The sequence below is a fragment of the Mesorhizobium sp. M7A.F.Ca.CA.004.06.1.1 genome (assembly GCF_003999135.1).
GTDB lineage: Bacteria > Pseudomonadota > Alphaproteobacteria > Rhizobiales > Rhizobiaceae > Mesorhizobium.
Genome location: NZ_RZPQ01001180.1, coordinates 1 through 1,115, shown reverse-complemented (window position 1 = coordinate 1,115; position 1,115 = coordinate 1). Strand labels below are relative to the sequence as shown.

The window sequence follows — 1,115 nt, the reverse complement described above, 5'->3', positions numbered from 1 at the left end:
GCACTGCACAATTGTCACGATTCACCTATATTGGCGGATGTGGAGGACCAATTTGGGGCTTGAATCATGGGTTTCTTCACTGAAATGTTCGCCCGGCCGCGGCCGCAGGAGCATCTGAGATACCGCTCGGCGCTCGCGCTGCTTCATTCGATGAGCAATGCCGACCGTGCCGACATCGGTATCAAGCCGGCCGACTTCCCCCGCATCGCCCGCGAAATGTCCGTTCGCTAGGTACTTCCGGTGATGTCCCGGATCGATCCGGGACATCTCCAAAAACTCAATTCCCTAGCGCGTTCCCAGGAATGTCGCCTTGCCCAACGGCACGCCATTGTGGCGAAGAATGTCGTAGGCCGTGGTGAGGTGGAAATAGAAGTTGGGCATAGCCACATGCAGCAGATACTGCAGGCCGGGCATCGAACTTTCCCGTCCGCCAAGCTTCAGCTCGATGATCTTGTCGTCGGAGCCGTCGAACTCGGCAGCCGAAAATGTGCCCAGAAGGTCGAGGGTCTTGGTGATGCGCGCCTGAATTTCGGCGAAACTCGCCTCGTTGTCCTCGTATCTCGGCACGTCGCGCCCGGCGAGCCGTGACGGCGCGCCCTTGGCATGATCGGTGGCGATCTGCACCTGCCTGGTCAAGGCGAACATGTCTGGCGCCAGCCGCGCCGTCAGAAACACCTGCGGGTCGATCTTGCGGTCAAGCGCATTCTGTTCGGCGGTCGCCAGCACATCGGAAAGCGCTTTCAGCCTGGCCGAAAACACCGGCACGGACGCCTCATACATCGATATCGTCACGTCAAATCTCCTGTCCGGCCGAACGCCGGCGGACGCGACGTAGCGCCTTCGCGCGCGATTCTTCAAGTCCGTCGAGCCTGCGTCACCACGTTGCCGCAATCGCCGTCGTAGAATCCTCTATCGAGCGGAGGTTCCCGATGAGACGCGCCCTTTTCGCAGCGACTGCCTTTCTCTCCCTGGCACCGATCGGCCAGACGGTATTGGCTGCCGACGATGCCCCCGAAGCGCCCTATATCGACGATCGGTCGAGCGCCGACGCGGTTGTCCGTTCGCTGTACAGCGCCATCAGCCGGCACGAATTCGCCCGCGCCTGGGGGTATTTC

The 1,115-nt window shown here is 61.1% G+C and carries 2 protein-coding genes and 1 pseudogene; 2 read left to right on the top strand and 1 reads right to left on the bottom strand.

All coding sequences use genetic code 11. The features are described 5' to 3' along the window. Window positions 1–66: 66 nt before the first annotated feature. The gene (locus tag EN906_RS34945; protein ID WP_023706483.1) at window positions 67–231 is read left to right on the top strand and encodes a hypothetical protein; all 165 of its coding nucleotides are present in this window, start codon (window positions 67–69) and stop codon (window positions 229–231) included. 54 nt (window positions 232–285) lie between these two features. Here EN906_RS34945 and EN906_RS34940 read toward each other — a convergent pair whose 3' ends face one another. Then, the gene (locus tag EN906_RS34940; protein ID WP_127267825.1) at window positions 286–792 is read right to left on the bottom strand and encodes a DUF1993 family protein; all 507 of its coding nucleotides are present in this window, start codon (window positions 790–792) and stop codon (window positions 286–288) included. A 137-nt stretch (window positions 793–929) separates the two neighbouring features. Here EN906_RS34940 and EN906_RS34935 point away from each other — a divergent pair. After that, window positions 930–1,115: pseudogene (locus EN906_RS34935) on the top strand (DUF1176 domain-containing protein); the annotation flags it as partial.